This window comes from Propioniciclava sp. LT432, from assembly GCF_059515965.1.
In genome coordinates, this window is record NZ_JCAKNE010000024.1 from 38,738 (window position 1) to 65,043 (window position 26,306).

25 protein-coding genes are annotated in these 26,306 nt (G+C 70.7%); 18 read left to right on the plus strand and 7 right to left on the minus strand.

What is annotated here, in order from left to right; genetic code table 11:
• Position 1: 1 nt before the first annotated feature.
• Both aroA and AC5YDV_RS14165 read right to left on the minus strand, forming a co-directional pair.
• On the minus strand, positions 2 to 1,258 hold the full coding sequence (gene aroA / locus AC5YDV_RS14160) for a 3-phosphoshikimate 1-carboxyvinyltransferase (protein ID WP_496184135.1): 1,257 nt from the start codon (positions 1,256 to 1,258) through the stop codon (positions 2 to 4).
• Positions 1,259 to 1,274: 16 nt separating this feature from the next.
• Positions 1,275 to 1,919: a DoxX family membrane protein gene (locus AC5YDV_RS14165; protein WP_496184134.1), complete on the minus strand. Its 645-nt coding sequence runs from the start codon at positions 1,917 to 1,919 to the stop codon at positions 1,275 to 1,277.
• A gap of 144 nt (positions 1,920 to 2,063) precedes the next feature.
• Between AC5YDV_RS14165 and AC5YDV_RS14170 the strand changes: the two genes are divergently transcribed.
• The 4 genes from AC5YDV_RS14170 (at position 2,064) to AC5YDV_RS14185 (ending at position 4,707) form a co-directional block, all read left to right on the plus strand.
• A complete protein-coding gene (locus AC5YDV_RS14170; protein ID WP_496184133.1) occupies positions 2,064 to 2,690 on the plus strand; it encodes a sigma-70 family RNA polymerase sigma factor in 627 nt (208 codons plus the stop codon).
• Positions 2,683 to 2,955, plus strand: coding sequence for a mycothiol system anti-sigma-R factor (rsrA, locus tag AC5YDV_RS14175; protein WP_496184132.1), 273 nt, complete (start codon positions 2,683 to 2,685; stop codon positions 2,953 to 2,955). The genes AC5YDV_RS14170 and rsrA overlap by 8 nt, the downstream gene beginning before the upstream one ends.
• A 92-nt stretch (positions 2,956 to 3,047) precedes the next feature.
• Positions 3,048 to 3,122, plus strand: coding sequence for a 50S ribosomal protein bL37 (locus tag AC5YDV_RS14180; RefSeq protein WP_496184167.1), 75 nt, complete (start codon positions 3,048 to 3,050; stop codon positions 3,120 to 3,122).
• Between the two features lie 109 nt (positions 3,123 to 3,231).
• Entirely contained in the window at positions 3,232 to 4,707 is a 1,476-nt protein-coding gene (locus AC5YDV_RS14185; protein WP_496184131.1) for a sensor histidine kinase, read from the plus strand.
• Between the two features lie 21 nt (positions 4,708 to 4,728).
• On the opposite strand, the gene AC5YDV_RS14190 is transcribed toward AC5YDV_RS14185, so the two are convergent.
• Both AC5YDV_RS14190 and AC5YDV_RS14195 read right to left on the minus strand, forming a co-directional pair.
• Complete coding sequence (locus tag AC5YDV_RS14190; protein WP_496192512.1) at positions 4,729 to 5,778, minus strand: ROK family protein; 1,050 nt, start codon at positions 5,776 to 5,778, stop codon at positions 4,729 to 4,731.
• Positions 5,779 to 5,910: 132 nt separating this feature from the next.
• The gene (locus AC5YDV_RS14195) at positions 5,911 to 6,159 is read right to left on the minus strand and encodes a WhiB family transcriptional regulator (RefSeq protein WP_496184129.1); all 249 of its coding nucleotides are present in this window, start codon (positions 6,157 to 6,159) and stop codon (positions 5,911 to 5,913) included.
• Positions 6,160 to 6,312: 153 nt separating this feature from the next.
• On the opposite strand from AC5YDV_RS14195, the gene AC5YDV_RS14200 reads away from it, so the two are divergent.
• Entirely contained in the window at positions 6,313 to 6,684 is a 372-nt protein-coding gene (locus tag AC5YDV_RS14200) for a hypothetical protein (RefSeq protein WP_496184128.1), read from the plus strand.
• Here the strand turns inward: AC5YDV_RS14200 and galK are convergent.
• Genes galK through AC5YDV_RS14215 form a run of 3 tightly spaced genes read right to left on the minus strand, consistent with a single transcriptional unit; the run spans position 6,668 to position 11,808 of the window.
• Positions 6,668 to 7,768 (minus strand): galactokinase, encoded by a 1,101-nt coding sequence (gene galK, locus AC5YDV_RS14205; protein ID WP_496184127.1) that lies wholly within the window; start codon positions 7,766 to 7,768, stop codon positions 6,668 to 6,670. The genes AC5YDV_RS14200 and galK overlap by 17 nt on opposite strands.
• Positions 7,761 to 7,949 carry a DUF6104 family protein gene (locus AC5YDV_RS14210; RefSeq protein WP_496184126.1) on the minus strand — a complete coding sequence of 63 codons (189 nt, stop codon included), beginning with the start codon at positions 7,947 to 7,949 and terminating at the stop codon, positions 7,761 to 7,763. Before AC5YDV_RS14210 ends, galK begins: the two co-directional genes overlap by 8 nt.
• Before the next feature lie 7 nt (positions 7,950 to 7,956).
• Complete coding sequence (locus AC5YDV_RS14215) at positions 7,957 to 11,808, minus strand: multifunctional oxoglutarate decarboxylase/oxoglutarate dehydrogenase thiamine pyrophosphate-binding subunit/dihydrolipoyllysine-residue succinyltransferase subunit (protein WP_496184166.1); 3,852 nt, start codon at positions 11,806 to 11,808, stop codon at positions 7,957 to 7,959.
• Positions 11,809 to 11,981: 173 nt separating this feature from the next.
• Between AC5YDV_RS14215 and AC5YDV_RS14220 the strand changes: the two genes are divergently transcribed.
• From AC5YDV_RS14220 to AC5YDV_RS14280, 13 genes are all read left to right on the plus strand, one after another.
• Positions 11,982 to 12,938, plus strand: a complete 957-nt coding sequence (locus AC5YDV_RS14220; protein WP_496184125.1) for a lytic transglycosylase domain-containing protein — start codon at positions 11,982 to 11,984, stop codon at positions 12,936 to 12,938.
• A gap of 136 nt (positions 12,939 to 13,074) precedes the next feature.
• Positions 13,075 to 14,490: a diaminopimelate decarboxylase gene (gene lysA / locus AC5YDV_RS14225; RefSeq protein ID WP_496184124.1), complete on the plus strand. Its 1,416-nt coding sequence runs from the start codon at positions 13,075 to 13,077 to the stop codon at positions 14,488 to 14,490.
• 16 nt (positions 14,491 to 14,506) lie between these two features.
• Positions 14,507 to 15,805 (plus strand): homoserine dehydrogenase, encoded by a 1,299-nt coding sequence (locus AC5YDV_RS14230; RefSeq protein WP_496184165.1) that lies wholly within the window; start codon positions 14,507 to 14,509, stop codon positions 15,803 to 15,805.
• Between the two features lie 2 nt (positions 15,806 to 15,807).
• A complete protein-coding gene (thrH, locus tag AC5YDV_RS14235; protein ID WP_496184123.1) occupies positions 15,808 to 16,422 on the plus strand; it encodes a bifunctional phosphoserine phosphatase/homoserine phosphotransferase ThrH in 615 nt (204 codons plus the stop codon).
• Positions 16,379 to 17,638 (plus strand): glycosyltransferase 87 family protein, encoded by a 1,260-nt coding sequence (locus AC5YDV_RS14240; protein ID WP_496184122.1) that lies wholly within the window; start codon positions 16,379 to 16,381, stop codon positions 17,636 to 17,638. Before thrH ends, AC5YDV_RS14240 begins: the two co-directional genes overlap by 44 nt.
• A gap of 123 nt (positions 17,639 to 17,761) precedes the next feature.
• Positions 17,762 to 19,684, plus strand: a complete 1,923-nt coding sequence (rho, locus tag AC5YDV_RS14245) for a transcription termination factor Rho (protein WP_496184164.1) — start codon at positions 17,762 to 17,764, stop codon at positions 19,682 to 19,684.
• 104 nt (positions 19,685 to 19,788) lie between these two features.
• Positions 19,789 to 21,642, plus strand: coding sequence for a hypothetical protein (locus AC5YDV_RS14250; RefSeq protein ID WP_496184121.1), 1,854 nt, complete (start codon positions 19,789 to 19,791; stop codon positions 21,640 to 21,642).
• 200 nt (positions 21,643 to 21,842) lie between these two features.
• Complete coding sequence (gene rpmE / locus AC5YDV_RS14255) at positions 21,843 to 22,058, plus strand: 50S ribosomal protein L31 (protein ID WP_496184120.1); 216 nt, start codon at positions 21,843 to 21,845, stop codon at positions 22,056 to 22,058.
• 74 nt (positions 22,059 to 22,132) lie between these two features.
• Entirely contained in the window at positions 22,133 to 23,209 is a 1,077-nt protein-coding gene (prfA, locus tag AC5YDV_RS14260; protein ID WP_496184119.1) for a peptide chain release factor 1, read from the plus strand.
• Entirely contained in the window at positions 23,202 to 24,041 is an 840-nt protein-coding gene (gene prmC, locus AC5YDV_RS14265; RefSeq protein WP_496184118.1) for a peptide chain release factor N(5)-glutamine methyltransferase, read from the plus strand. Before prfA ends, prmC begins: the two co-directional genes overlap by 8 nt.
• On the plus strand, positions 24,038 to 24,751 hold the full coding sequence (locus AC5YDV_RS14270; protein WP_496184117.1) for an L-threonylcarbamoyladenylate synthase: 714 nt from the start codon (positions 24,038 to 24,040) through the stop codon (positions 24,749 to 24,751). The genes prmC and AC5YDV_RS14270 overlap by 4 nt, the downstream gene beginning before the upstream one ends.
• A 1-nt stretch (position 24,752) precedes the next feature.
• On the plus strand, positions 24,753 to 25,853 hold the full coding sequence (locus AC5YDV_RS14275; RefSeq protein WP_496184116.1) for a glycosyltransferase family 4 protein: 1,101 nt from the start codon (positions 24,753 to 24,755) through the stop codon (positions 25,851 to 25,853).
• Complete coding sequence (locus tag AC5YDV_RS14280) at positions 25,846 to 26,292, plus strand: hypothetical protein (RefSeq protein ID WP_496184115.1); 447 nt, start codon at positions 25,846 to 25,848, stop codon at positions 26,290 to 26,292. Before AC5YDV_RS14275 ends, AC5YDV_RS14280 begins: the two co-directional genes overlap by 8 nt.
• Positions 26,293 to 26,306 lie beyond the last annotated feature (14 nt).

Genomic DNA, 26,306 nt, shown 5'->3' on the forward strand with positions numbered 1-26,306 from the left:
CTCACGGCTCCACCAGGGTGTTCCACAGGCCGGGGAAGTCGGCCATCGTCTTGGTCGTGGCGCCGATGTCGTCGAGTTCGACGCCCGGGACCGCGAGGCCCAGGACGGCTCCCGCATGGGCCATCCGGTGGTCGGCGTAGGTGTGCCAGGTCCCGCCGGTGAGAGGGCCGGGGACGATGGCCAGGCCGTCAGGGGTCTGGTGGGCGCCCGCGCCGAACTCGCGCAGCTCCGTCTCCAGGGCTGCGAGCCGGTCGGTCTCGTGGCCCCGCACGTGCGCGACGCCGCGGATGCTGCCCGGGCCGTCCGCGATCGCGAGGAGCGCGGCCGCGATGCAGGTGAGTTCGCTGGCATCGGTGAGGTCGAGGTCCACGCCCCGGACCCGTCCGGTGCCCGTCACGGTGACGAAGCCCTTGGTGCGCGTCACCACGCCGCCGAGGGCGTCCAGCACGCCGAGGATGGCGTCGGACGCCTGGGCGGTGTGCTGCGGCCATGCCACGGTCACGGCCCCGGCGGTGGGCAGGGCCGCGGCCAGGAACACCGCGGCGTTGACCAGGTCTGGCTCGATGGTCTCGTCGCGAGCGGCGATCGTGCCGGGTCTGACCCGCCAGGACGCGGGGCCGACCTCCTCCGCGTCCACGCCGCGGTCGCGCAGCATGGCGAGCGTGAGTCCGATGTGGGGACGCGACGGGACGGCCTCGCCGGCGTGGTGGAGGACCAGGCCCTCGTCGAACCGGGCGGCCGAGAGGAGCAGCCCCGACACGAACTGGCTCGACCCGGAAGCATCGATCGTGGCCTCGCCGCCGCGCACCGACCCCGTGCCGTGCACCGTGAAGGGCAGCGACCGGCCGTCGATGCGGACGCCCGCCTGGGCGAGCCCGTCCAACAACGGTGCCACGGGCCGGACCTCTGCCTCGCGATCCCCGGTGAACGGCGTGGTGCCGTCGGCCAGGGCGGCCAGCGGCGGGACGAACCGCATGATCGTGCCGGCGAGCCCGACATCGACCGCCCCGGGGGAGAACCGAGCCGGGGGAGTGACCGTGACCGAGCCGTCCGCCTGATCGACGAAGCCGACACCCAGCGAGCCGAGGGCGGCGCGCATGAGGCGGGTGTCACGGGCGTCCAGGGCGCCTACGAGGCGCGACGGACCGCTCGCCAGCGCGGCGAGCACGAGGGCACGGGCCGTGGCGGACTTGGAGCCGGGGACCACGACGGCCCCCCGGACGGGCGAGTCCGGGGTGGGGGCCAGCCAGCGGGTCACGAGCTCACCGGTGTGGTCACGCGAGGGCGCCCTCGATGCTCTTGCGGGCGATCCGCGCCTGCAACTGCGCCTCCCGCTTCAGGCGCTTGGCGTCCTTCGCCAGCAGCTTCGCCGCGTGGCCGGTCTCATTGGTGACGGCCTTCGTGGCGCGACCGGCCTCGCGGGTGACGGTGCGCTGGGCGCGTTCCGCCTCGCGGGCGAGGCGCTTGCGGGAGTCAGCGGCGCGCCACATCAGGCTCGGCTGCCCGGCGGTGTCCTGCGACACGACGAGGGCCGCGCCCAGCAGCGCGAGGTTGCGCATCAACTGGCCGCGCACCTCCTTCTTCTCCTCGTCGGACACGCCGTTGGTCTTCGCGGCCAGGACGTGGGGCACGAGGGAGGCGGCGGCCAGGTAGCCGGCGCTGCGGCGTCCGATGCCGGTCGCCATGCCGAGTCCGCCGAGGATCGACACGGCACCGTTGATGCGGACGAGGGTGTCGGGATCCTCCGGGACATAGGCGGACGCCTCGGGCGGGAGCGCACGCTGGGCCAGGGGGACGAAGCGCTGAGCGAGGGGCTCGGCGACGGGGGCGAACTGGGCCGGGTCCTTCACGGCCTTGGCGCCCTGGACGATGAAGTAGCCGCCCAGCATCAGACGGCCGATTCCGCGCACGAGATTCATGGGTCATTCCTACCATCGAGGACCAACACTGGGGAACAAACGACGGGGACGTCGCGTTCTCCCACCATGGCAAGCACCGAGATACTCACGCTCCCGGCCACGGGGCTGCGCGCCGCTCCGGCGTCGGCGGTACTCTCGTATGTGATGAACCTGTCCAGCACCGACGCGCCCCGCGAGGTCGACGTCGACTCCGAGACCCCCGAGCAGCGCTCCGCTCGTTTCGAGCGTGACGCGATGCCTTTCATCGACCAGCTGTACGGCGCGGCGTTGCGGATGACCCGCAACCCGGCCGATGCCGAGGACGTGGTGCAGGAGGCGTACGCCAAGGCGTTCGCCTCGTTCCACCAGTTCAAGCCCGGCACCAACCTGAAGGCGTGGCTCTACCGCATCCTCACCAACACCTACATCAACGGCTACCGCAAGAAGCAGCGGCAGCCGAAGGAGGGGTTCGGGGAGGACATCGAGGACTGGCAGTTGGCCGCCGCCGAGAAGCACACCTCAACCGGCCTGCGTTCGGCGGAGATGGACGCGCTGGATCGCATGCCCGACTCGGCCGTGACCGAGGCGATGAACGAATTGGCTCCGGACTTCCGGATGGCCGTCTACCTCGCCGATGTCGAGGGCTTCTCCTACAAGGAGATCGCCGAGATCGTGGGCACGCCGATCGGCACGGTCATGTCTCGCCTCAACCGAGGGCGGACGCAGCTACGCGCCAAGCTCGCCGACCACGCCGCCTCGCTGGGCATCGGGACCGGTGGTCGCGATGCGTGAGGTCGATTGCAGCTTCGTGGCGGCCCGGGTCAACCAATTCCTGGACGGTGAGCTCTCCGAGCGCGAGGCGGATGAACTGCGCCACCACATCGACGCGTGCGCCCACTGCCTGGACGAGACCGACCTGCTGGACGCCCTCAAGCGGCTCGTCCGTCGGGCCTGCGCGTGCCCACGCGCGCCGGAGACCTTGCGCCTGCGCGTGGTCACCCAGATCCACACGGTCAGCGTCACCGTGATCGAGGAACCGCCGGCCGCCCAGGCCTGACCGTCCCGTGCGCGACGTTTGGGACACCCATGGCGTCCGTGGCAGAATGGACCGTCGCGCCGCCCGGCGCACCGACGCAGAGGAGATCCATCATGGGTAAGACCGGTCGCAAGCGCCGCGCTCGCAAGAAGACCAAGGCGAACCACGGCAAGCGCCCCAACGCCTGAGTCCTTCGACCAGTTTCGAGAGCCTCCACCGTCATGGTGGGGGCTTTTCGTTCGTCCCGATGCCCGCCCGGGGGCACGCGCGTTGGAGCGGAACCATACGATGTCGTTCATGCTCACGCTGACCGAGGTGGTGGCCCATCACAGTGACCTCTCCGCTGACGACACGCTCTGGCTCTCGGGGCTCGTGGACCAGTGGGACGTGCTGGCCGACCTCTCCTTCAGCGACTTGATTCTGTGGGTACCCGACGAGGACCCGAACGTCTTCTGGGCGGCGGCGCAGTGCCGTCCGAACACCGGACCGACGGCTTTGGAGGACGACGTGGTCGGCGAGGAGATCGCGTACGACCCCGAAAGCCTGGTCACGGAGGCCTACCTGTCCCGGCAAATCTCCAGCACGAGCGGCAACAAGCTGCAGGCGGGCATCCCGGTGGACATCCACGCGATCCCCATCATCCGCCAGAAGCGGGTCATCGCGGTCGTCGAGATGCACACCAACCGCATGGGGGTCCGCGCCCCCGGCGCGCTGGAGGACACCTACCTGGAGACCGCCCAGGTCATCATGGAGATGCTGCACGGGGCGGCGTTCCCCACTCCGGGGGACAAGCCGGTTCCGTGGGAGACCCCCCGGGTGGGCGACGGCTCGCTCCGCCTCGACCGCAACGGCACCATCACGTTCGCGAGCCCCAACGCCATGAGTGCGTTCCGCCGCCTCGGGTGGGGCGGGGACCTGCTGGGCGACAGGCTCCGGGCCATCGCGGACGAGTTGATCGAGGACACCCGCGAGCCCGTGGAACAGGTGGCGGCACCCCTGCTGGTGCCGACACGCGTCCGGGAGCGGGAGGTGGAGACGCGTCAGGGGGCGGTCCGGCTCCGCGCCCAGCCACTGCACCTCAAGGGGCGCAGCGTCGGCTGGTTCGTGACCTGCCGCGACGTCACCGACCTGCGCAACCGGGAGCGCGAGTTGGTCACCAAGGACGCGACGATCCGCGAGATCCACCACCGGGTCAAGAACAACCTCCAGACCGTCGCGGCGCTGCTGCGGCTCCAGGCGCGCCGGACCACGTCACCCGAGGCGTCCACGGCCCTGACCGACGCGCAGAAGCGCGTGGCGGCCATCGCGGTCGTGCACGAGATCCTGTCCAAGGGCTTCGACGAGGAGGTCCGTTTCGACGAGGTGGCCGACCGGCTCATGACGATGGTGCGCGACGTGGCGTCATCGAGGAACAAGGTGGCCATGACGCGGGTCGGCAGCTTCGGCAGCATGCCGGCCGACGTCGCCACGAACCTGTCCCTGGTGTTCACCGAAGTGATCCAGAACGCCTTGGAACACGGCTTGGCGGACGGCCCCGGCGAGGTGATCGTACGACCCTCCCAGAACGACGGCGTCCTGCGGGTGGACGTCGAGAACGATGGGGAGGACCTGCCCTCGGACTTCTCGCTCCAGGAGTCCCGCTCGCTGGGCCTGTCCATCGTCAACACGCTGGTGGCGGACCTCGACGGCACGTTCGAGATGGAACCGCGCGAGCAGGGCGGGGGCACGCGGGCCCGCATCACCATCCCGTCGGACTCCCGCCACGGACGCTGATCCGGGAGTCCGCCTGCCGGGTCAGGGCTCGGTGTGGACGCCCATGTGGGCACGGATGGCCAGCGCGGCCGCGCCCCTGGCCCACTCGTCGTCCCCCACGACGTCGACGACGACGTCCGGTGCCGGGACATGGGCGGGCACCATGGCGGCGACGGCGGCCCTGAGGCGGTCCTCGCGTCCGGTCAGCAGGGGAGCCCCCTCGCCGGCCACCAGCAGCACGTCGGGGGCGGTGATGGCGGCGACCGTCCCCGCGAGCTGACCCACGGCGTCCGCCACGTGGTCGAGCAACTCGGCGAGGCCCGGGTCGTCCTGCGCACGCGCCGCCAGAGTGGGCAGGTCCTCGGGCGTGACCGGACGCCCGAGCAGCACCGCCAGGCGTTCGCCCACGACGTCGCCGCTGATGACGTCCTGGACCCGGCGCCCGTCCGCGAGGAAGAGGGGACCGACCATGCCGGCGGCACCGGCTCGGCCCCGAACCAGCTCGTCCCGTGCGACCAGGCCGACGCCCACCCCGGCCCCGATCGTCACCACGGCGAACTCGGTGGCGTCCCGGCCGACCCCGAACCAGTGCTCGGCGACCGTGAACGCGTTGACATCGTTGTCGATCGTGGTGGGCAGGTCCGTCTCGGCCTCCACCATGGCCGCGAGGTCGACGGGATCGTCCCAGCCCAGGAACAGGGCGCCGCGCACGAGGCCGTCCGGGCCCACCGTCGCGCCGAGCGAGACGCCCAGGGCGTTGGGTCGAGGGCGGTCGGCCGTGAGCTGGTCGACCAGGGATCCGACGGCGGCCGTCACGTCGGCCGGGGAGAGGCGTGCACCCGTACACGAAATCTTGGCCAGGATCGTGCCGCGCAGGTCCGTGAGGACGGCGTGGAGGCCCTGGTGGGACACCTTCAGGCCGACGAAGGTGGCGCTGTCGGCCGCGATGTCGAGGGGGAACGCGGGACGTCCCGTGCTGCGTTCCAGGGGCTCACGCTCGACCAGGAGGCCGGCCTGCACCATGGGTTTCGTGAGGCGGGTGACGCTCGCCGAGGAGAGGCCGAGGTCACGGCCCAGGTCGGACCGTGACAAGGGGCCCCGTCTCAGGACGGCCAACGCGACCCGTTGGCTGGTCGGATCAAGCGCCCACCGTGCGCGCATCTCCCTCAATCCCCCGTCATCCACCGCCCCGACAGCGGTGAGGGGCGTTGTCCGGTGCGAGCGTCAGCTGCGGACGCGGGCGCGCGCGTTTCGCCGCTTCATCGCGCGGCGCTCGTCCTCGGACAGGCCACCCCACACCCCGTGGTCCTGGCCGGCTTCGAGTGCCCACTGGAGGCACTCGGTGCGTACATCGCAGCGCGCGCAGACCTTCTTCGCCTCAGCGATCTGCATGATGGCCGGGCCAGTGTTCCCCACAGGGAAGAACAACTCCGGATCCTCGGTCAGGCATGCAGCCCGATGGCGCCAGTCCATGCGGCAACCACTCCTTGTGCTGGGAGGAAAAATCTGTCCGTGCCCGCGGGGTGTTTCGGGCATGCCTGACTACCTTGCCAACTTGTCACGCCGAAAACAAGAGGACGTGCCGGATTGGCGTGGTTTCCTGCCGGTGCCCCCTAGACTCACGGCGTGCCCGAGACTGCCCGTCCCCTTCCCGCCGGTGTCCTCGTCGCTGCCCTCGCCACGTTGGGGCTGGCGCTGGCCACCCTGGTGATGGCGGGTGTGTCGCTCGCCCAGGGACACGGCTCGTTCAGTGGTGGCGTCGGGGTGGCCCTGGGCCTGTGGGCCCTCCTGGTCGGCACGGGAGGGATCCTGTTGCTGCGTGGGTCGCGCTGGGCACGGGGGCCGGCCGTGGCCGCGGGACTGTTGCATGCGCTGGGCTACGGTGAGCTGGCGATGAACAACGCGCCGGTGGCCTGGCTCGGAGCTGCTGCTGGCCTGGCTGCAGTCGTCGGGCTCGTGGTGCCGAGCAGTACGGCCTGGTTCACCCAGCGGCGCTGAGCTCGAGGCCTCCCGCCGATGCACGGGTGGTGCTGAATCCCGGCGAGGTGAATCCCCGCTCGGAGTAGGCCCGCTCGAGCGCGGCCGTGAAGGTGGACAGGGCGGTCGCGGGCAGCAACGCGATGACCGTCCCTCCGAAGCCGCCCCCGGTCATGCGGGCGCCGAGCGCGCCCTCGGCCAAGGCCACCTCGACCGCCAGGTCCACGGTCGGAACGGTGATCTCGTAGTCGTCCCGCATCGAGTGATGGGACGCCGTCAGAAGCGTTCCGAAGCTCGCCCAGTCATCCGCCTCAAGGGCGGCCACGGCGGCGAGGACACGGGCGTTCTCTGTCACCACGTGGCGGGTGCGACGCCTCAGTTCGGCGTCCTCCAGACGGGCGAGTGCGGCGGGGAGGTCCGCCTCGGCGACGTCGCGCAGGGCACGGACGCCGAGGGCCTCCGCCGCGCGGGCGCACGCCGCGCGGCGCTGGGCGTAGTGCCCGTCGGCCAGCACGTGGGGGCTGCGGGTGTCGACGAGGGCGAGGACGAGGTCGTCCGGCAGGGCGAACGGAACCTGCGCGGTCGTGAGCGTTCGGCAGTCCAGGAGCAGGGCATGGTCGGTGGTGCACCACAGGCTGGCCCGCTGGTCCATGGGGCCGGTGGGCACCCCCATGAAGCCGTTCTCAGCGGACTGGGCCACCTCGGCGAGTTCCTGCGGTGACAGGCCCAGTCCGGCCAGTGCGTCCAGGGCGAGCACGGTCGCGCACTCGATGGCGGCTGAACTCGACAACCCTCCGCCGAGGGGGACGGTGCTGTCGAGGGTGAGGTCCACGCCGCCGACGGCATGCCCCCGTTCACGGAGGGCCCAGACGACTCCGGCGACGTACCCCCACCAGGCCCGCCGCCCGGGGGTGAGGTCGGTGACCTCGACGGACTCGTCCAGCTGCTCCGAAAAGACGCGGACACCCGCACCGCCCGTCCACTCCGCCCGGACGCGCGCGGTGCGGTCCAGGGCGATGGGCAGGACGAAACCGTCGTTGTAGTCGGTGTGCTCACCGATCAGGTTGACCCGTCCCGGTGAGACACCGACCGCGGCATCAGTCATCGAAGTCGTCCTCCTCGTCGTCGAGCCGAGCCAGCCAGGTGGCCAAGCGCTCGACCGGAACCTCGAACTCGGGGTTCAGGTCGACGAAGGTGCGCAACTGCTCGGCGAGCCAGGCGAGGGAGACCTCCTCCTCGCCACGCCTGGACTCCAGCTCCTCGATGCCGCGATCGGTGAAGTACACCGGAGCGTCAGATCCCTTCGAACGCCTGGTCCATCAGGATCGCCTCCTGGGCCTGGTGCACCTTCAGCAGGCCCACCGACGGCGAGGACGACTGCGGACGCGTGGTCGGCTTGAGGGTGATCTCGCGACCACCCAGTCCCTCGGACAGGGCCTTGGGCAGGTGCAGCGCCATGAAGGGCCAAGAACCTTGGTTCTCCGGCTCGTCCTGGACGAAGCGGATGTCCGTCACATGGGGGTAGCGGCCCAGTTCGGCGACCAGTTCGTCGGTGGGCAGCGGGTAGAGCCGCTCCAGGGACACGATCGCGACCTTGCCCTCCAGGCCACGCTTGGCGCGCTGGTTCACGAGCTCCCAGCGGATCTTGCCCGAGCACAGGATGACGGCCTGCACCGCCGACGGGTCGGTGATCGACTCGTCGCCGATGGCCGGGCGCCACTTGCCCTGCGTGAACTCCTCCACTGGGGACGCCGCAGCCTTGCTGCGCAGCATCGACTTCGGGGTCATGATCACCAGCGGACGGTGCCAGTTCACGTAGGTGTGCGTACGGAGCAGGTGGAAGTGCGAGGCCGGGGTCGAGGGCTGGCAGACCGCAAGTGCACCCTCGGAGCACAGCTGCAGCCAGCGTTCGATGCGGGCCGAGCTGTGGTCGGGGCCCTGGCCCTCGTACCCGTGGGGCAGCAGCAGGGTCACGCCGGACTTCTGGGTCCACTTCGCGTCACCGGAGGAGATGAACTCGTCGGCGATGGTCTGCGCACCGTTGGCGAAGTCACCGAACTGGCCCTCCCAGAGCACAAGTGACTGCGGCGACGCCACCGAGTAGCCGTACTCGAAGCCCATGACCGCGTACTCGCTGAGCAGGGAGTCGAAGACGTGGAACTGGCCTTGGTCCTCGCTCAGGTGCTTGAGCGGGACGTACTCCTCGTTCGTCGTCCGGTCCACCACAGCGGCGAAGCGTTGCGAGAACGTGCCACGGCGGCTGTCCTGACCGGTGAGGCGGACCGTCCGGCCCTCCATCAGTAGCGAGCCGAAGGCGAGCAACTCGGCGGTGGCCCAATCGATCGGGCCGTTGGCGATGGACTCGGCCCGACGCTGCATCTGCGGCAGGACCTTCGGGTGGACAGTGAAGCTTTCGGGGAACGTCACCTGCGCATCGGCGATGCGCTGCATGACCTCGCGTGAGATCGCGGTGCCCTGGTCGTGCCCGAGCTTGGCCGGGTAGAACGGCACCCGGCGGTAGGAGTCGTCCTCCTCGTCGGCGGACTTGACCTCCTTGAACACGCCCTCCAGGCGGGCGCGGAACCGCTCCATGACGCCCTCGGCGTCCTCGGTGGAGATGTCGCCACGGCCGATGAGCGCCTCGGTGTACAAGCGGCGCACGGAGCGCTTCTGCTCGATGAGGTCGTACATCTTCGGCTGCGTGAAGCTGGGGTCGTCGCCCTCGTTGTGGCCCCGGCGGCGGTAGGCGATCAGGTCGATGATCACGTCGGCCTGGAAGCGCTGGCGGTACTCGAACGCGAGGCGTCCGACGCGGGCCACGGCCTCGGGGTCGTCACCGTTGACGTGGAAGATCGGGGCGCCGATCGACTTGCCCACGTCGGTGCAGTAGGTCGACGTCCGTGACTCGGACGGAGCGGTGGTGAAGCCGACCTGGTTGTTGACGACGATGTGGATCGTGCCGCCGGTCTTGAAGCCACGCAGCTGGCTCATCTGCAGCGTCTCGTAGACGACGCCCTGGCCGGAGAACGAGGCGTCGCCGTGCAGCAGGACGGGCAGGACCGCGCCCTGCTCGAGGGTGCCGGCGGCGTCCATCTTGGCGCGGGCGATGCCCTCCAGCACCGGGTTCACGGCCTCCAGGTGGCTGGGGTTGGCGGCCACGGACGTCTTCACCGTCTTTCCGGACAGCGAGGTGAACTCGCCCTCGGCGCCCAGGTGGTACTTCACGTCGCCGGTGCCCATGACCTGGTTGGGGTCGATGGAACCCTCGAACTCGCGGAAGATCTGGCCGTAGCTCTTGCCGACGATGTTGGCCAGGACGTTCAGGCGACCCCGGTGCGGCATGCCGATCGTGACCTCGTCCAGGTCCTCGGTGGCGGCCATGTCGCAGATCTCGTCGAGCATGACGATGGTCGCCTCGGCACCCTCGAGCGAGAAGCGCTTCTGGCCGACGAACTTGGTCTGCAGGAAGGTCTCGAAGATCTCGGCCTCGTTGAGCTTGTCGAGGATGCGGAGGTGCTCCTCACGGCCCCAGCGGATGCTCGGGCTCTCGAACCGCGACTCCACCCAACGGCGCTTCTCGGTGTCGGCGATGTGCATGTACTCCACACCGACGTGGCCGCAGTAGGCCGTGCGGAGCTGCGTCAGCACGTCCTTCAGCGTCATCGTGTCCTTCTCGTGGCCGCCGAAGACGCCCACCGGGAACTCGCGGTCGAGGTCCCAGATCGACAGGCCGTGCGCCTCGAGCTCGAGCTCGGGGTGGCTGCGCTGGGAGTACTCGAGCGGATCGATGTCGGCCATGAGGTGGCCCCAGCTGCGGTACGCGTCGATCAACTGGACGACGCGGGTGCCCTTGGCCAGCTCGTAGGCGCGGTGCGCCGAGTCGTCGGACGTCCAGCGCAGCGGGAGGTACGGCACGCGCAGCGCGAGGTAGATCTCGTCGTAGAAGTCGTGCTTGCCGATGATCAGCTCGTGCATCACCTTCAGGAACTCGCCCGACGTGGCGCCCTGGATGACCCGGTGGTCGTACGTGCTGGTCAACGTCGTGATCTTGCTGACGCCGAGTTCCTTGATGCGCTGGTCGGACGCCGCCTGGAACTCCGGCGGGTAGTCGATCGAGCCGACGCCCAGGATGACGCCCTGCCCGGGCATCAGGCGCGGCACGGAGTGCGACGTCCCGATGCCGCCGGGGTTGGTGAGCGACGCGGTGGTACCGGCGAAGTCATCGACGGTGAGCTCGTTGTTGCGCGCCTTCTTGACCATCGCCTCGTAGGCCTGCCAGAACTCGCGGAAGTTCATCTGGTCGGCGGCCTTGATGTTCGGCACGATCAGGGTGCGGGAACCGTCCGGCTTGGGCATGTCGATCGCCAGGCCGAGGTTGACCTGGTGGTTGGTGATGAGGACCGGCTTGCCGTTCTCCTCGTCGTAGCCGACGTTCATGTCGGACACCATCGAGATGGCCCTGACCATGGCGTAGCCCAGGATGTGGGTGAACGAGACCTTGCCGCCGGTGGTGCGGGCCAGGTGCTTGTTGATGATGTCCCGCTGCTCGATGATCAGCTTCATCGGCACGTTGCGGACGGACGTGGCGGTCGGCATGGACAGCGACAGGTCCATGTTCTTCGCGGTGCGCATGGGGGCGCCGCGCATCACCGTGCGCGTGGGCTCCTGGGTCGTCTCGATCTTGCGCCGGGCGGACGGGCGGTTGGCGGAGAGGCCGCCCGCGGAGCCCGGGTTCTTCGGACCGGTCGGCGACTCGACGCGCGCCTGTGGGGCGGCGGACGGGGCCGGCTTCGCAGCCGTCGGCTCCGCCGCGGGCTTCTGGGGCGGCGCCTCGGCGGTCGTGGGGGCCGGGGCCGGCGCGGCCGGGGCCGCCTGCTGGGGGGCGGCTTGCTGGGGAGCCGACTGCGCGGGTGCCGCCTGCTGAGGAACCGTCGGAGCCGGAGCGGCCGGTGCCGACTGCGCCTGCTGCGCGGGCGGGGCCTCGGAGGTCTGGCCGGCACGGCCGGCGAAGAAGTCACGCCAGGTCGGATCCACCGAGCTCGCATCCTTCGTGTAGGCCTCGAACATCTCCTCGATGAGCCAATCGTTGGCTCCGAAGTTCGAGAGGTCGTCGTTGGAGTTGTTGCTGGGCGCCGTCGCCACAATCGCCTTCTTCCATCAGGTCGCACGGGACGACCCGTCGACGTCGCCCCTCGTTGGATGTTACCGAGGAATCCTTGCGTCCCATAACCGCCCCTGCCGCCTCGTGGACACCCGGCCGTGGCCGGGCCGGGAAGGACGGTGTGTCGCGACTTGGCCCGGTGGCGCAGACTGGGGGCGTGGACCCCGACACGCCTGCCCCTCCCGCGCAAGCGAACTCGCCCCGCGCGCTCGTCGCCGCGGCGGGGGGAGCCCTCGTGCTGATGCTGGTCGGCGGCATCGTGGCGGGCGTCCTGGCCACCCAGAACGCCGCCCCGCCGCGCGCGACTCCCGCGCCGCCCCCCGTGGCGGACGCCGCCACGGTGGCCCCCGCGGAGCCGTCGCCGGCGCCGCCCCTGACCGGGGAGTTGGGGCCCACGGCGGGGCCGACGGCGGACGCGACCCCGGCGTTCGACCCCACCTCCACGCCCGCGGCCTCGCCCATCGGGTCGGCAGCCCCGTCGTCCGCGGCCACCGCGAGGCCCCGGCCCACGGCCACGGCCACCGCCAAGGCGTCCATCGTGCCGCCACCGGGCAGTCGTCCCGATCCTCGATGGCTCGACGACGTGGCCGCGGCCACCGGCGTGCCCCGCCGGGCCCTCGAGGCGTACGCCACGGCCACCCTGGCGCTGCAGCGCGAGCGGGCGAGCTGCTCGCTGGGCTGGAACACGCTGGCGGCGATCGGACAGGTCGAGTCGGGGCACGGTTCCTACGGCGGGTCCGTGCTGGGGTCCGACGGCGGCACCACCCCGCGGATCATCGGGCCCGCGCTGGACGGCAACGGCTTCGCGTCCATCCCCGACACGGACGGGGGGAGGCTCGACGGCGACACGACCTGGGACAGGGCGGTGGGGCCGATGCAGTTCATCCCGTCCACGTGGGCGAGGTACGGGGCGGACGGCAACGGCGACGGCGAGAAGGATCCGCACAACATCGACGACGCGGCCCTGGCCGCAGCGCGGTACCTGTGCGCGGCGGGCGGCATGGAGTCGGCGGGGGGCTGGCGCAACGCCGTCATCGGCTACAACCGATCCGAGCAGTACCTGGCCGACGTGGCCCGCATCGCCAACGAATACGCCCTGCGCGTGCCGCGTTGACCGACGTGGTGCGGCTCCAGGGCAGGATGAAGCCGCGCCGGACACCGAACGCGTGGTCGGCGCCGTCGACCCCACCAGCCGTCCGACGGCTGGCGCGCGCTGAGTCGGGGACCGCGAGTCTGGGAAACTGGACCGCATGACCCACATGCACGTAGCCGGCGCGATCCACGCGGACGCGGTGTCCGCAGCCCCGAACTGGCTGGTCAAGCCCGCCGACGCCAACGCGCTGGTGGACGGGCTGTGGAGCGGAACGGTGTCCCGTCACGACGACGGAGCCGTCCGCATCGGCGGGCTGACCGTCGCCGAGATCCTCTCGCAGGTCGGCTCCCCGGCGTACGTCATCGATGAGGTGGACTTCCGCGGCCGCGCCCTGACCTGGCGCGAGGCCTTCCATGACTGGAAGGTCTACTACGCCTCCAAGAGCTTCCTGTGCGGCACCGTCGCCCGCTGGATCGACGAGGCCGGCCTCAACCTGGACGTCGCCAGCCTGGGTGAGCTCACGGTCGCGCTGCGCGCGGGCTTCGACCCGGCGCGCATCGGACTGCACGGCAACAACAAGTCGGACGCCCTCCTGCGGCTCGCGCTGACCGAGGGGGTGGGGCGCATCGTGGTGGATTCCCCCGACGAGATCACGCGCCTGGAGCGACTCACCGAGGAACTCGGCACCAAGGCTGTCGTCCAGATCCGCGTCACGACCGGCGTCGAGGCACACACCCATGAGTACATCGCCACCGCCCACGAGGACCAGAAGTTCGGCCTCTCGATCTCTGGGGGGCAGGCGCTCGTCGCGCTGGTGCGCTGCCACGGCTCGGCGAACATCGAACTGCGGGGCATCCACTCCCACATCGGCAGCCAGATCTTCGACACGAACGGCTTCGAGGTGGCGGCCCGGCGCACCCTGCGGTTGATGAGCCAGTTCAAGGAGGCCACCGGCGTCACCCTGCCCGAGCTCAACCTCGGCGGCGGCTTCGGCATCGCCTACACGATCGACGACTCCCCGGCGACTCCGCACGATCTGGCCAAGGGGCTCGACGACATCATCGACCACGAGTGCCGCGCCTTCGGGTTGGACAAGCCCATCCTGTCGGTCGAGCCCGGCCGCGCGATCGCGGGCCCGGCGGGCACGGCTCTGTACACCGTCGGCACGACCAAGAGCGTCGAGCTCGGTGGGGGACAGCAGCGCCGCTACGTCTCGGTGGACGGCGGCATGAGCGACAACATCCGTCCCGCCCTGTATGCCGCCGAGTACTCGGCGGTGGTGGCCAACCGGGTGAGCTCCGCATCGCCGCTCCTGTCCCGTGTGGTGGGCCTCCACTGCGAGGGTGGCGACATCCTCGTCCGGGACGTGTTCCTGCCCGGGGACACCGGCATCGGCGACATCATCGCGGTGCCCGCGTCGGGCGCGTACAGCCGCTCCATGGCCAGCAACTACAACCACACGCCCCGCCCGCCGGTCGTGTCGGTCCGTGACGGTAGGATCACCACGATGATCCGGCGGGAGACCCTGGACGACCTGCTGGCGCTGGACGCCGGCCTCGACACCAACGAATGAGGAACGGACTTCCATGATGACCCTCGGTGAAGCCCCGGTGCGCGTGGCCCTGCTGGGCTGCGGCGTGGTGGGCTCGCAGGTGGCCCGCATCCTGCTGGAGCAGGCCGACGACCTCCGCGCCCGGGTGGGGCGTCCGCTCGAGCTGGTGGGGATCGGCGTCCGTCGCACGATCGAGCGCCCCGGCATCGACCCCGCGCTGTTCACCACCGACCTGGCGTCGTTGGTGGACCGGGAGGACGTCGACCTCGTCATCGAGCTCATCGGCGGCATCGGCCCGGCCCGCGACCTCGTCCTCGCGGCGATCCGCTCGGGCAAGTCGGTCATCACCGCGAACAAGGCGCTCCTGGCCCAGCACGGCGCGGAGATCTTCGAAGCCGCCGCCGCGGCCGAGGTCGACGTGTACTACGAGGCCGCGGTCGCCGGCGCGATCCCGATCATACGTCCGTTGCGCGAGTCGCTGGTCGGCGACGCCATCACCGCCGTCAAGGGCATCGTGAACGGCACGACGAACTACATCCTCGATCAGATGCACACCCACGGGGTGTCCTTCGGCGACGCGCTCGCCGACGCTCAGAGGCTGGGGTACGCCGAGGCGGATCCGACCGCTGACGTCGAGGGCCACGACGCTGCCGCGAAGGCCGCCATCCTGGCCTCCCTGGCGTTCCACACCCGCGTGACGCTGGCGGACGTCGACACCGAGGGGATCTCCCGGGTGACGGCGGAGGACGTCCGGGCGGCCGAGTCGCTGGGCTGCGTCATCAGGCTGCTCGCCGAGTGCTCCATCTCCGCGGACGGGACGGTCGCGGTCGGCGTCCACCCGACGATGGTGCCGCTCGAGCATCCGCTGGCCGGGATCCGGGGGGCCTACAACGCGGTCTTCATCGAGTCCGTCAACGCAGGTCGCCTCATGTTCATGGGCCCGGGTGCCGGCGGTTCGCCCACGGCGTCCGCGGTGTTGGGTGACGTCGTGACCGCAGCCCGCAACCGGGTTCGCGGCGTCGCCGGCCACGGTGAGACCGCCTACACGTCGCCGGGCATCACCGATCCGGCTCACGTGGTGTCCGCCTACTACGTGGCCATGACGGTCCGCGACGAGCCGGGGGTGTTGTCCCGTGTCGCGGAGGCGCTGGCCCGCCGCGGCATCTCCATCGCGGCCGTCCGCCAGGAGCAGACCACGGGGTCGGACGCGAGCGCGCGCCTCGGCATCACCACGCACCGGGCGCCGGACGGCAATGTCCGGGCCGTCGTCGATGAACTGCTGCAGGGCGGCGACGTCCTGGGCGATGTGCGCGTGTTGCGCGTGGAAGGAGCCTGACCGTGCTGGTCGCCTGCCTCGACCTCGAGGGTGTCCTCGTCCCCGAGATCTGGATCAACGTCGCCGAGCGAACCGGCATCGACGCCCTCCGCCTCACCACCCGCGACATCGCCGACTACGACGAGCTGATGACCCATCGCCTGAAGGTGTTGGACGAGCACGGCATCTCGCTGTCGCAGATCCAGGAGGTCATCGCGGGCCTCGGCCCGTTGCCCGGTGCGGCGGAGTTCCTGGACTGGCTGCGCGAACGGTTCCAGGTCGTGATCCTGTCCGACACCTTCTACCAGTTCGGCATGCCGCTGATGGCCCAGTTGGGACATCCGACGCTGCTGTGCCACAACCTGGAGGTCGTGGACGACCGGATCGTGGCCTACCGCCTGCGCCAGAGGGACCAGAAGACCAAGGCCGTCGCGGCGTTCCAGTCGTTGAACCTCCAGGTCGTCGCGACGGGTGATTCCTACAACGACACCGGCATGCTCGGTCAGGCGGAGGCCGGCATCCTCTTCAGCCCGCCCGCCAGTGTCGTGGCCGAGTTCCCGCAGTACCCGGTCGCCCGCGACTACGACGAACTGCGTGCCGAGTTCCTCCGGGCGGCCGAACGTGTCACGGCTGGCTGAGCCGCTGGTTCCCGTCGACGAGCGGCGCCCGTCGACCGTCCGGTCGGTCCTGGGGGCACTGCTCCTGTTCGTGCCTCCCCTGTTCGCGGGCCTGTGGGCGGGGGCGACGACGATCACGGGCGGATCGTTCGACCCGTGGCGGCCGGCGATGATCGACCTCGACGTGTATCGGCGGACCGGCGCGATGTTGCTCGCCGGGCAGGACTTCTACACCGCCGAGGGCCTGCCGTGGATCTACCCGCCGTTCGCGGCGCTGTTCACCGTCCCGCTGGCGTGGATCGACCTCGGTGTCGCCCAGGTCGGCTGGATCCTCCTCACCGTGGCCCTGCTCATGTCGATGCTGTACCGCCTGGGCCTGTCGGGGTGGACGCTGTCGATCGCGACGATGGCCGCGGTCTGGCTGGCCGAACCGGTCCGGGAGACCCTCGGCTTCGGGCAGTTGGGCGTGCTGCTGGTGGCGGCCGCGGTGCTCGACTCCATGCCCGGGCGCCGCGTGTTCGGCCGTCGCATCCTGCCGGAAGGTTTCTGGATCGGCCTGGCCACGGCCGTGAAGCTGACGCCGGCGACGGTGGCTGCGCAGCAGTTCTTCGCCGGACGCCGGCGGCCCGGCCTGGTCGCCTTCTTCACCTTCGTCGCGGCCACGGGCCTGGGCTTCCTCCTGATGCCGCAGGGCTCGTTGACGTACTGGGGCGGTCTCATCTCAGGCAACTCGGGTATCAACTCGGGCATCATCTTCAAGACCAACCAGTCGGTGATGGGCTTGTGGGCCCGCCTGTTCGGCGAACTCTCCAGAGGCGGGCTGGTGCTGAGCGCGGTCGTGGCCGTCCTCGGCATCGCGGTGGGCGTCCTGGTCCAGCGCGCGGGTGAGCAGCGGCTGGCCATCTGCATCGCCGGCCTGACGAGCCTGTTGGCCTCCCCGATCAGTTGGTCGCACCACTACGTGTGGATCGTGCCGCTGACGGTGGTGCTGGTGATGGACCGCCACCTCGCGTCGTCGGTCCGCGTGCTGGGGTTGTTCTACGCGGTGTGGACCCTCCACGCCCCGTTCAAGCAACTGCCCGGTGGTGATGGCGTCGAGCTCACCTACACGGTGGGGCAGCAGGTCGTCGCCAACGCGGGAGTGGTGGCGGGCGTGGCCTTCGTGGTGCTCTGCGGGGTTCTGGCGGCGCGCCGCAAGGGGACGCGGTCTTCGCTGGCCGACGGCATGCTAGGCTGAACCAAGCACCTGATGCGATCGCCTGTACAGGTCGGGCGGCCGAGTTCCTCGGCGATGACCTGCTCCTCCACCTTCGGCGCCCAGTCGAGCCCATGGGCTTGCGCGCGACGCCCCCCGGTCGGCATGGTGCCGTGCGGGGACCACGAAAGGACCTTCGTGACCACTATCGACTCGATGCTCCTGCCCGACCTGAAGAAGGTCGCCAGCTCGCTGGGCGTGAAGTCCGCCGGCCTGCGCAAGGCAGAGCTCGTCGCAGCCATTCGAGCGGCCCAGGGCGGTTCGGCACCCGCTGCCACCCAAGCCGCTCCCGCCCCGGCGCAGTCGGCGCCGGCCAAGTCCGCGCCCGCCCAGCAGGCGCAGCAGGCCCCGGGCGACGCGGCCGCGCCCCAGCGCACGCGCCGCCGTGCCGGGCGCCCCGAGGGTGCCCCGGACTCACAACAACCCACGCTCACCCAGCCCGAGGCGTCCGCCCAGGCCGCTCGTGAGGCGTCCGAGCCCGCCCGGCGTGAGGCGTCCGCCGGCTCCGCCGACCGTCCGTCCCGCGACCAGCGCGCCGACGACGGCCAAGGGAACGACCCGGCCTCCGGCCAGGACGACGTCGCCGCACGCCTGGAGGCCCTGGCCGCCGAGCCGGGCCGCCGCGGTCGCAACCGCAACCGCAACCGTGACGGAGGGGATCACGCCCCGTCCGAGGCGCAGGCCGAGCAGCAGCAGCAGGCCGCCGCGGAGCCCGAGGCGCGTCAGCCGCAGCAGCACCAGCAGTCAAACCGCAGCGACTACGACGACGACGGCCAGGGCGGTCGCCGCAACCGCCGTCGCCGCAACCGCGATCGCAGCAGCAATCGCCAGCGTCCCGGACGCGGTGGGCAGGGCCCCGACCTGTCCCGTATGGAGGCCGAGCCCACGGTGTCCGATGATGACGTCCTGACGCCGATCTCCGGCATCCTCGACGTGCTCGACAACTATGCGTTCGTCCGAACCACCGGCTACCTGCCCTCGCCGAACGACGCCTACGTGTCGTTGTCGATGGTGAAGAAGTGGAACCTGCGCAAGGGCGACGTCGTCACCGGCGTGATGCGCGCCCAGCGCGACGGGGAGCGGCAGAAGTACAACCCGCTCGTCCGCGTCGAGACGATCAACGGCGCCGACCCCGAACAGGCCAAGGGACGTCCGGAGTTCAACAAGCTCACGCCGCTCTACCCGCAGGAGCGCTTCCGCCTCGAGACCACGCCGACGAACATGGCCGGCCGCATCATCGACCTGGTCGCGCCGATCGGCAAGGGCCAGCGCGGCCTGATCGTGTCGCCGCCGAAGGCCGGCAAGACGATGATCATGCAGTCCATCGCGAACTCGATCGTGACCAACAACCCCGAGGTGCACCTCATGGTCGTCCTGGTGGACGAGCGACCCGAGGAGGTCACCGACTTCCAGCGCTCGGTCAAGGGCGAGGTCATCGCGTCCACGTTCGACCGTCCGGCCGACGACCACACGACGGTCGCCGAACTGGCGATCGAGCGCGCCAAGCGCCTCGTCGAGCTGGGGCACGACGTCGTCGTCCTGCTGGACGGCATCACCCGCCTGTCCCGCGCCTACAACCTGGCGGCGCCGGCGTCCGGCCGCATCCTGTCCGGCGGTGTCGACTCGGCGGCGCTGTACCCGCCGAAGAAGTTCTTCGGCGCGGCCCGCAACGTCGAGAACGGCGGCTCCCTGACGATCCTGGCGACCGCGCTGGTCGAGACCGGCTCCAAGATGGACGAGGTGATCTTCGAGGAGTTCAAGGGTACCGGCAACATGGAGCTGCGGCTGCGCCGCGACCTGGCCGACAAGCGCATCTTCCCGGCGATCGACGCCGTGGCGTCCGGCACCCGTCGTGAGGAGCAGCTCATGACCCGCGAGGAGCTCGCGATCATGTGGAAGCTCCGCCGGGTCCTCTCCGGCCTGGACGACCAGGCCGCGCTGGAGATGCTGATCAACCGTCTGAAGAAGACGCAGACGAACCTGGAGTTCCTCCACCTCATCAGCCGGACGACGCCCAGCAACGACTGACACCTCCTTCTCCTCGACACGGGGCCGACCTGGCCCCTTGCCACGGGGGGCGCGCACCAGCACGCTTGGCTTACCGAGTGTGGCCACCCCCGAAGGAGACCAAGGTGTCGGAGACCAGTGCGCCCGAACCGGGCGCCATGCCCCAGTGCGACGTCGTCATGAAGGGTGGCATCACCAGCGGGGTGGTGTACCCCAGGGCGCTGACCGAGTTCAGTCGCCACTACCGGCTGCGGAGTCTCGGCGGCGCGTCGGCCGGCGCCATCGGCGCGGCCCTCGGCGCGGCCGCGGAGTTCGGGCGTGCCAGCGGGGGCTTCGACCGGCTGGACGCGCTGCCGGACACGCTGGCCGACGGCCGTCTGGCCGCTTTGTTCCAGCCGCAGCCCGCGACCAAGCCCCTGCTCGGCGTCCTGCTGACGGCCACGGGACACGATGCGCCGGGCGCGGCCAAGAAGGGGGCCACCCGCCTGCTCGCCGTGGCCGGAGCGTTGCTGCGCGGCTACCCGGTGCGCGCCCTCGTGGGCGCGTTGCCCGGTCTCGCCCTCATCGTGGCCGCCGTGACGTCCCGACGCCTCGGGTTCGGCATCGCGTTCGCGCTGGCGGGCCTGGTGATCCTCGTCCTGGGAGTCGCGATCGGTGTGGCCACCGGGGTGTGGCGGACGATCGGGCGGGACGTCCCGGACAACCTGTTCGGCATCTGCACGGGGCTGTCCACGGGTCAGGGCCCGGGGTTCACCGACTGGCTCTCGGAGCAGGTCGACCAACTCGCCGGGCCCGGACGCGGCACGGGACCCCTGCTGTACGGACACCTGTGGACCGGCACGAGCGACGCGCGTTCGCTGCCCGCCGCCGATCGGCGGGTCGACCTGCGGATGGTGAGCACCTGCCTCACCCAGGCGCGCCCCTACGAGATGCCGTGGGACACGCGTGTGTTCTTCTACGAGCCCGCCGCGTGGCGTCGGCTCTTCCCCGCGTACGTGATGGACGCCCTCGAGGCAGCGGCGCCCGCCGGTCCCGAAACGCCGGGGGAGGAGCAGGCGTGGTCGGACGAGGACGCCGCCGCCGCCGCGCACCCGCGCCACCTGCGACGTCTTCCCGAGCCGCACCTGCTGCCCGTCATCGTGTCGGTGCGCATGTCGCTGAGCTTCCCACTGCTCATCTCAGCCGTCCCGCTCTGGACGATCCGGCGCGGCGGCGAGCCGACCCAGAAGCCTGAGTTCCGGCGCGTGTGGTTCACCGACGGCGGCTTCTGCAGCAACTTCCCGGTCCACCTGTTCGACGCCCCGCTGCCGACCCGGCCGACGTTCTGCATCGACCTGGGCGGCTTCGCCGACGACGCCGAGCCGTCGACCGACCAGCGCGAGAACTTGCGCTGGGCGCGTGACAACCGGGCGGTCCAACCGACCTACCGCCACATCGAGGACTCGGGTTTCGCGGCACTGGCGGGCTTCTTCGGGGCTGCCTTCGCCACCTCCCGCGAGTGGGCGGACGCCAGCCAACTCGGCACCCCCGGCATGCGGGACAGGGTGGTGCGCGTCCTGCAGTCCGGATCCGAGGGCGGCCTCAACCTGTTCATGGACACGCGGACCATCGACGGGCTCGCCGAGCGCGGGCGAGTGGCCGCCGAGGTGATGGTCGAGAAGTTCACCACCGGGACCATGGGCGACTCCACCGGCTGGGACAACCACCGCTGGGTGCGCTACCGGGCCATGCTGGGGACGCTCCCGCGCTTCCTGTCGGGATACGCCGCCGGGCGCGCGGCGATGGGCGATGTCGATCCGGCCGACCCGCCCAGCTACAAGCTGCGGAGCGAGGGTCAGCTTCGGCTGGCCGCCGACCTGGACGCCGCGCTGCTGGCTGCGGCCGCTCTCGTCGAGGACTCCGAACGAGCCGGGGCCAAGGTGGGCCTGGAGTCAGCTCCTCGTCCGTCGACGGCCATCCGGCGGGTGCCGATGCTCTGAGGGCACCGTGGGCGGCGGCCGACGCGTTGACGGCGGACACCGGGCCGTCACGTCCTGACGCGGTGACGAGGCATGCCCCAGTTTGGGATCTGAGCCGGAGTGCGGCAGAATGGATCGCCGGTTCCGGTTCACGCCTTGGGCCCCATGACCCGCCAGTTCCACTTCGGCGACCCGGAGCGACACCATCCAAGGAGACTTTCATGAAGCAGGGCATCCACCCGGACTACGTGGAGACCCAGGTCACGTGCACCTGTGGCAACACGTTCAGCACCTTCTCGACCGCCAAGGGCGGCCAGATCCGCGCCGAGGTCTGCGCGGCCTGCCACCCGTTCTACACCGGCAAGCAGAAGATCCTCGACACCGGCGGCCGCGTCGCCCGCTTCGAGAAGCGCTACGGCGCCAAGAAGGCCAAGTAACTTCCTCGCACGCCGGGTGCCAGCACGTCGCTGGCACCCGGCGTTGCTCATTTCTCGGCGAGACTGGAGGTCGGATGTTCACCAACACGGAGGCGCTGCGCGCCGAGTACGCCGAACTCGAGCAGCAGATGGCCGACCCCGCGACCCACGCCGACATGGCGCTCTCGCGCAAGGTCGGACGCCGCTACTCCGAGCTGACCGGCGTGGTCAGGGCGCTCAATGAGCACGACGCCCTGGTCGCCGACCTGGCGGCCGCGCGTGAGCTCGCCGCCGACGACGCCGACTTCGCCGAAGAGGCCGACGTGCTCGAGTCCCGTCTCGCAGAAGCGTCCGAGAAGCTCGCCGAACTGCTCGCCCCCCGCGACTCCCATGACTCGTTGGACGCCCTGATCGAGATCAAGTCCGGTGAGGGTGGGGAGGAGTCGGCCCTGTTCGCCGGGGACCTCTTCCGCATGTACAGCAAGTACGCCGAGACGCGCGGCTGGAAGGTCGAGGTCCTCGACGCCACCGAGACCGACCTGGGCGGCATCAAGTCGCTGACGATGGCCGTCCACGGTGCGGCCAGCGCGGGCCCGGACGCCTCGCCCTATGGCGTGCTGAAGTTCGAGGGTGGCGTGCACCGGGTCCAGCGTGTGCCGGTGACCGAGACCCAGGGCCGGATCCACACGTCCGCCGCCGGCGTCCTCGTGATGCCGGACGTCGAGGACGACAGCGACATCGAGGTCAACGAGGACGACCTGCGCGTCGACGTCTACCGCAGCTCCGGCAAGGGTGGCCAGGGCGTCAACACGACCGATTCGGCGGTCCGCCTCACGCACCTGCCCACCGGGCTGGTCGTGACCTGCCAGAACGAGCGCAGCCAACTGCAGAACAAGGCCTCGGCGATGCGCATCCTGAAGGCCCGCCTGGCGGCCCTGGCGGAGGAACAGGCCGCGGCCGAGGCGTCCAGCGCGCGGAAGTCGCAGGTGCGCACCGTCGACCGTTCCGAGCGCATCCGCACCTACAACTTCCCCGAGAACCGGATCGCCGACCACCGGATCGGCTACAAGGCGCACAACCTCGACGCCGTCCTCGGCGGGGACATGTCCGGGGTCATCGAGGCCCTCCAGGCCGCTGACCTCGCCGAGCGGTTGGCGTCCGCTGGTGCGTGAGTCCAACTCGTCCCTGGTCGCCCGGCTGGCGGCGCGCATCCCCGCCCACGAGGGCCGCATCCTGCTGGCGCACGTGCTCGGCGTCGAGCCGGGGCGGCTCCTGCTGGCACCCCTCCCGGACGCCGGTGCGCGGGCCACGCTGGACGCCCTCGTGGAGCGACGCGTCGCGGGTGAGCCCCTGCAACACCTGACCGGCCGGGCCTGGTTCCGGACGGTGGAGCTCGAGGTCGGCCCCGGCGTGTTCATCCCACGGCCGGAGACCGAGGTCATGACAGGTTGGGCGCTCCAGCGGCTCGCGGAGCTGGGGGAGCGGCCCGTCGTCGTCGAGCTGTGCGCCGGCTCCGGCGCCATCACCAAGGCGCTGGCCACCGAGCACCCCGACGCCACCTACCACTGCGTGGAGTTGTCGCCGGACGCCCACGCCTACCTCGAACGCAACCTCGCCGGGCTGGACGTCGACATCCGCCTCGGCGACATGGCCGACGCCTTCACCGACCTCGACGGCGCTGTCGACCTCGTCGTCGCCAACCCGCCGTACGTCCCGCTGGACCATTGGGCCGACGTCCCCGCCGAGGTGCGCGACTTCGACCCGGCCCTGGCGCTGGTGTCGGGCCCAGACGGTCTGGACGCGATGCGGGTGGTCGCCGACGTCGCCGCCCGCCTGCTGCGTCCGGGCGGTTGGGCCTGTGCCGAGCACGCCGAGGTGCAGGAGGAGTCCGCCCCCGAGGTGTTCGTCCGTCAGGGCTCCTTCACCCAGGTCGCCGACCGGCGTGACCTCACGGACCGCCCGCGATTCGTGACCGCCCGGCGTGGTGGCAGGATGGGCGCGTGAACCACATCGTCATCGACATCGCGGACGCCGAGGCCGCGCTCACCGCGGCGACCGAGGCCATCGCGGCCGGTGAGGTCATCGTGCTGCCCACCGACACGGTGTACGGCGTGGGCGCGCGGGCCACGTCCGGCGCGGCCGTGCAGCGCCTGCTGGACGCCAAGCAGCGCGGTCGGGACTTCCCGCCGCCGGTGCTCGTGGCCGAGGTCGCCATGGTCGGGGCGTTGGCGTCCGGGGTGGACGACCGACTGCACGCCCTCGCCGAGGCGTTCTGGCCGGGTGCCCTGACCGTCGTCCTCACGGCGCGCGACTCCCTCCGCATGGACCTGGGCGATCGCGGCGCGACCATCGCCGTCCGCGTGCCCGACCACGACTTCACCCGGGAGCTGCTGCGTCGCACCGGCCCGCTGGCCGTCAGCAGCGCCAATGTGCACGGGCACGATGCCGCGCTCACGATCGCGGACGCCGAGGCCCAGCTCGGCGACTCCTGCTCGGTCTACCTGGACGCCGGGGAGATGTCCGGTCCCGTGCCTTCCACCATCGTCGACCTGACCGGCCCCCGAGCACGCGTCCTCCGAGCGGGACGCATCACGCCCGAACAGCTGAACGAGGCGGTCCCGAACCTCGTGGAGGTTCCTGAGATCCCCGGCGAGGCACCGGCCGAGGAACAGCCCGCGGGCGACCAGCCGACCGTCGAGGCGTCCGAGGCCTGAGGTGCGTGAATACCTGCTGGTGCTGCTGGTGGCGGCCGGCGTCACGTACGTCGGCGCCAGCCTCGCGCGCCGGTTGGCCTTTCGCTGGAACGCGGTCGCGCTGGTCCGCGACCGTGACGTGCACACGACCCCGGTCCCGTACTTCGGCGGGGTGGCCATGCTCGCCGGCACCATCGCCGCCCTGATCCTGGCGACCAACCTCCCCTGGCTGGGGCGCTTCGAGATCGTGCAGCGTGACGCATGGGCCGTCTTCTGGGCGGCGCTCCTGATCTGCACCGTTGGCGTGATCGACGACCTGTTCGAGTTGGGGGCGCTGGCCAAGTTCGCGGGCCAGACGCTGGCTGCGGGCATCGTCGTGCTGAACGGGGTGAAGTTCTATTGGATCCCTCTTCCGGATCGCATCATCGCCCTCGACAACGTGGCATCCATCGCGCTGGCGGTGTTCGTCATCCTGGTGTGCGTCAACGCGATCAACTTCATGGACGGCCTCGACGGCCTGGCCGCCGGCGTCGTCGCCATAGGAGCCGGTGCCTTCTTCGTCTACGCGTACCTGCTCAGCTATGAGCAGGACCTCGTCCGCGCCACGACGAGTTCGTTGCTGACGGTCGCGATCGTCGGGGTGTGCCTGGGCTTCCTGCCGCACAACGTCCACCGGGCGCGCATGTTCATGGGCGACTCGGGCTCCATGTTGCTCGGCTTCCTGTTCGCCACGTCGATGATCAGCCTCACCGGCCAGTTGGACCCCTCCCGCATCAACGCCAGCGGGGGAGCGCTCATCTCGTCCTACCTCCCCCTCCTGTTGCCGTTGGCGGTGATGGCGCTGCCGTTCCTCGACCTGATCAGCGCCTACATCCGGCGGACGGTCGCCGGACGGCTGTGGTACCAGGCCGACAAGCAACACCTCCACCACCGGATGCTCCAGTTGGGGCACCGCCACCGCGTCGCAGTGGCGCTCCTGTGGCTCTGGTCGGCCGTCATCGCGTTCGGTGTCGTCCTGATCGGCATCACCGACGGCTGGTGGTCCTGGCTCGTCCTTCCCGTCGGCCTCGTCGTGGCCGCGGTCCTGACGTTCTGGCCCCGATGGAGGGCACGCCATGCCTGAGCCCACGAAGCGTCGCAGGGCGAGCCCCAACGTCCAGCGGGCGCTGCACCTGCTCCAGGCCGGCTTGGTGGGTGGGCACGTCGCGGCCCTCCCCATCGTCGGCCTCTTCCTGGCCCTGTCCGGGAGGGAGGCCGCCGGCACCGCGGCGATCGGGGCCGCGGTGACGCTGGCGTTCTACACGATCGCGCTGGCCGTCCAGGTCGCCGTGGCCGACGCCTCGCCGAAGGTCGTCCTGTTCGCCTGGTTCGCGTCGTACGTGACGCGCGTGAGCCTCTTGGGCGTCGGCCTGGCGGCCGTCCTCGCGAACGCCGATCGCTGGGGGTGGCTGGACCCCGTCGCCCTGTTCGTCTCGGTCGTGGGGACCGTCATGGGCTGGCTGTCACTGGAACTGTGGGTGTACTCCCGGATGCGGGTGCCCATCTACGACGATCCGTCGTAGTCGCGCGGGCCAAA